Origin of the sequence: Phormidium pseudopriestleyi FRX01 (genome assembly GCF_017313335.1) — a bacterium.
Taxonomy (GTDB): Bacteria; Cyanobacteriota; Cyanobacteriia; order Cyanobacteriales; family Laspinemataceae; genus Laspinema; species Laspinema pseudopriestleyi.
This window is the reverse complement of record NZ_JAFLQW010000020.1, coordinates 1-4,528: the sequence shown is the minus strand read 5'-3', so window position 1 is coordinate 4,528 and position 4,528 is coordinate 1. Positions and strand designations below refer to the sequence as shown.

At 49.2% G+C, this 4,528-nt stretch carries 3 protein-coding genes; all 3 read left to right on the top strand.

Features of this window, described 5'->3' with window-relative positions; translation table 11 throughout:
• Positions 1-170: 170 nt before the first annotated feature.
• From J0895_RS00760 to J0895_RS00750, 3 genes are read left to right on the top strand one after another with little or no spacing between them, the layout of a single operon-like run.
• On the top strand, positions 171-1,532 hold the full coding sequence (locus J0895_RS00760; protein ID WP_207086241.1) for a sensor histidine kinase: 1,362 nt from the start codon (positions 171-173) through the stop codon (positions 1,530-1,532).
• A gap of 60 nt (positions 1,533-1,592) precedes the next feature.
• Positions 1,593-2,276, top strand: a complete 684-nt coding sequence (gene phoU, locus J0895_RS00755) for a phosphate signaling complex protein PhoU (protein WP_207086240.1) — start codon at positions 1,593-1,595, stop codon at positions 2,274-2,276.
• Positions 2,273-4,528: a PhoX family protein gene (locus J0895_RS00750; RefSeq protein ID WP_207086239.1), complete on the top strand. Its 2,256-nt coding sequence runs from the start codon at positions 2,273-2,275 to the stop codon at positions 4,526-4,528. Before phoU ends, J0895_RS00750 begins: the two co-directional genes overlap by 4 nt.

Genomic DNA, 4,528 nt, shown 5'->3' with positions numbered 1-4,528 from the left:
GCGGCAAATATTTTGAGAAAAGTAGCGGCAAAATTGGGGTTCAATCTCAATGGAGTCAGTAGAGGTGTTTTGATTGCGCCTTTAAAAGTCCGACTTTGGACTCTTTAAGAATCCCTCGGATTTATCCGTAGGGAGTATCAAGCCAAAGCGCTCTATATCGAGGAAGCGAAATGGCTATCGTCGCATTTTTCCTGGGCCTAACTGTGGGAATTGGATTTTGGCTGTGCCAGCAGTTTTGGATGCGCCAGCAGTTACGGCAATGGTTGGGGGGGCAGACAGTCGATTCCTTTGGCTTATATATGCCAATCATGTCTCGATTGCGCCGAGCGATCGCTTGGATGAAACAAGAGCAACAAGAGCTAGAAGCTCAGGTAGAAGAGGGACGGCAACTATTACAAGTTGCTCCAGTCGGGTATCTCCAAGTCGATGAAGAAAACCAATTACTCTGGTGCAATTCCCAAGCACAGGAGATCCTCCAGATTCAGAAGTGGGAACCGAGTTCCCCTCGTCTATTACTGAAGTTCGTGCGGTCCTATGAATTGGATCAGCTAATTGACAATACTCGACAACAACAAAAACCCCAGGTTCGAGAGTGGGTGTTTCATCCCGCTTGTCAACATGGGTCAGAAATGGGCAAAACGCGATCGCTCACCTTACGAGGCTATAGTTGGCCCCTAGGCGAGGGACAAGTCGGGGTATTTTTAGAAAATCGCCAACCCTTAGTTACCCTGGCACAAAATCGCGATCGCTGGATGAACGATTTAGCTCACGAACTGAAAACTCCCCTCACCAGTATTAGCTTAGTTGCTGAAGCCTTACAAGGCCGGTTAGAGCCGCCCTGGAGTCAGCGAGTCGAGCGCTTATCTGGAGAAACGAATCGGCTGATTAAACTGGTCCAAGACTGGCTCGAACTGAGTCATTTGGAAGTTGATCCCGGGGATAAACTGGTGATCAAATCCGTGGATATTTGTGCCTTGATTCAGTCCGTTTGGCAAACCCTAGAACCGTTAGCTCGTCAGAAACAGATCAATTTTGAGTATTCTGGACCTGAACGGGTATTCATAGAAGCAGATGAGTCCAAACTCTATCGCGTCTTTTTGAATATCTTCGATAATAGTATTCGTTACAGTTCACCCCAAGGGAAAATTCAAGCCATCATTGCGACTGAGATGTTGGGCGATCGTAGCCCTGACTCCCCGCCGACCCTAGAACGAGAAATCATCCAAATTGATATGATCGATTCAGGATCGGGCTTTAGTCCGTCGGATCTCCCTTATATCTTCGATCGCCTTTACCGAGGAGACCCAGCCCGAGCTAGACAGTCCCTTGATCCCACTCAAAGCCAGGGCAAACCCTATTCCCCAAGTTCAGGTTCGGGACTAGGCTTGGCGATCGCCGAACAAATCATCGAAGCTCACGGGGGAACCATTAAAGCCAGCAATCATCCTGACACCGGCGGAGCCTGGTTGCAACTGCGACTCCCACGCGATCGTCGGGCGAGGGCTAATTTTCCGCCCCATCCTCTTCTGTGAAAATCCGTGAAATCAGTGTTCACAAATTATTAACCCTTTGTCGGGTTATTTTTAAAACCAATGGCTAGTCAAGCCGGACTCTCTGCTTCGTCCTATAGTAAAAATTCTAGATTGACTCATTTTAGGCGGAAAGTAAAACGCTTAGAGCGGGACATCTTGCGGATGGGTGCCTTAGTGGAAAATTCTTTCCGTCTAAGTCATCAAGCTTTATTTGCCCGAGATTTGTCCGCTGCCGAAGCCATTCCCTTACTCGACAAACAAATCGATCGCTTTTATCGACAAATTGAATCCGAATGCGTCATGCTCATGACCTTGCAAGCCCCCGCAGCAATGGATTCCCGTTTACTCGGTGCTTTTATGCAGCTCGTGCGAGACCTAGAACGAATTGGTGACTATGCTCAGGATATCTCCGAAATTGCCGTTCAACTCTTTCCCTATCCACCCCATCCCTGCATGGCGGAAATTGAGGAAATGTCTCACCAAGCTAGAGCAATGCTGGCAACCAGTCTCGTCGCCTTAGCCGATCTCGATGCTGAAGTGGGTCAACGAATTAAGCAACTCGACTCGATTGTAGATGATGCCTACCATAACCTTTATCACATCCTTGCTAATCAGCGCGATATTAAAGGAGTAGTCGAACCCCTATTATTAATGGCGTTACTGATTCGTCACCTCGAACGGATGGCTGATCATGCGACCAATATTGGTCAGCGAGTCTCCTATATCGTCACAGGTCATCGATGATGAATATCAAACGTCGCGAATTTTTGCTGTTTTTGAGTGGATTTGCTGGGACTGTCGCCCTCAGTTCTCTGCAATCTTGCAATTTCCCCGGATTACAGTCAACAGAAAAGAGCCTCAATTTTAAGCCAATCAAAGGTCCTCTGCCAGTTCCCACGGATGGCATGGCACCGGCTCAACAAATTGAAGCGTACCGGACCTATGAGGTCCTTGATGATCTGATTCTTCCCGAGGGGTTTACTTACGATGCGATCGCCCAATGGGGAGACCCCGTGGGCGATTCTCGTTTTGGCTATAACAATGATTATCTCTCTTTCATCGAAACAGCCCCCAATCAAGGCTATCTCGTGATTAATTTTGAATATGTCAGCGCCAGTACCTGGATGCAAACCTATCCGTTAGTCATTCAGAAACCCTTACCCCTAGAAGCGGTTAAGACAGGAATGTCTACAGCTTCTAGGGGAGAAACACCCGCTGTGATCAACGCATTTGCACTTCCCAATAGCAACCCGCTAAAAGCCCAAATTCAGCAAATTTGTGAAGAAGCCTTAATTGATCAGGGACTCGGGGTGATTTCTCTGCGACAAACCCCTCAAGGCCAATGGGAAAGGACCAATTCCCCCGCAGACCGTCGTATTTCCGGCATTTCTGGGTTAAAAGATGGTCGCTATTTAAAAGTAACAGGTCCTGGAGTCAAGATTTTTCAGAAACAGCAGGTGCAAGGGTATCGCGATGGATTGGGCGATCGCATCATTGGCACCTTTGGAAATTGTGCCGGTGGTACGACCCCCTGGGGAACGGTATTGAGTGCCGAGGAAAATTTCCAATCTCATGTCCCTGAACCCGTCTATGCCGATGGCTCCTCTTTTGCTCCAGAGGAGTTACCGTTTAACTTGGCTGCTAATCGCTTGCACGGACAAGGCAATGTATTTGGGTTAGCCGGGAATAAATATGGATGGATTGTGGAAATTGACCCAACTGACCCCAACGACTATGGGACCAAGCACACTTGGTTGGGACGCTATCGCCATGAAGCGGTAGGAGTGCGAGTAGAATCCGGAAAACCCCTGGCGTTTTATTCGGGATGCGATCGCCAAGGGGGTCACCTTTACAAATTTGTTAGCCAAGGGGTTGTCACCAATCCCACGGATAAAGGTAACTCCAGATTATTGAGCGAAGGTCAACTATATGGGGCGAAGTTCAACCCTGATGGGACCGGAACTTGGATTCGTCTAACTCCGGAAACGGCGATCGACCCCCAACTCCCCAGTCAGTTGGTGGGAAATGTCATCTCTTTACCCCAACGACAACCGCCAACTACTGCAAGACAGCGGAATCAACGCCAAGGGGGTTATTTCATTGGCGATCGCGACGAACAAATCCAGTCCTTTAAACAACAGTTCAAAACCCTCAATGACCTTTATGTAGGCAACCCCGAAGAAAAACAAGGAGCCATTTTAATCGATGCTCATTATGCGGCTAATGCGGCTGGCGTCACCTGCACCGCCCGTCCTGAAGATACCATCATTGCTCCTGATGGTTCCCTTTATATCGCCTTTACTGCCGGAGGGTCCGCAACTGAAGGAGGCCCCGATAACCGCATCTTTACGGGACCCAATGGCGAGACTCCCTATCCCTTTGGGTGGATTTTCCGCCTCAAGGAAGACGATAACGAACCCGCTTCCCTAACCTTTACTTGGGAAAAAATGGCTCTAGGTGGCGAACCCACTGAGGGAGGACTCGGATTCTCTAACCCCGATAATCTATTAGTGGATGCTGGAAGTAATCTATGGATGGTCACGGATATGAGTACCGGCGGACTCAACCGTGCCGTTCCCACTCGGGTTGATGACTCGGGTCAGGCGATCGGCCTTTCCCAGCAAATCGGCATCTTTGGCAATAATTCCTTATGGTTCATTCCCACATCAGGACCCGATGCTGGCAAAGCCTATTTATTCGGGTTGGGACCAATGGAGTGCGAAACAACCGGGCCATTTTTAACCCCGGACCAACGCACCCTCTTTTTAGCCGTGCAACATCCCGGTGAAACGAATGGAATCCGGATGAATCGCGCCACTGAAACTCGGGAGTTCGCCATGCTGACTGTAGAGGGAGAGGAATTTATCCAGACTCGCCAGGTCCCATTGGGTTCAAACTGGCCTACAAAACAACCGAATGACCCCCCGTTACCAGCGGTTGTCGCGATTCGCCGTCTCGATTCCCAGGCGATTCCTCCAGGGATGACTTCTATATAG

Coding starts and splice junctions, on each gene's coding strand:
- J0895_RS00760 (WP_207086241.1), top strand. CDS start 171: ATGGCTATCGTCGCATTTTTCCTGGGCCTAACTGTGGGAATTGGATTT.
- phoU (WP_207086240.1), top strand. CDS start 1,593: ATGGCTAGTCAAGCCGGACTCTCTGCTTCGTCCTATAGTAAAAATTCT.
- J0895_RS00750 (WP_207086239.1), top strand. CDS start 2,273: ATGATGAATATCAAACGTCGCGAATTTTTGCTGTTTTTGAGTGGATTT.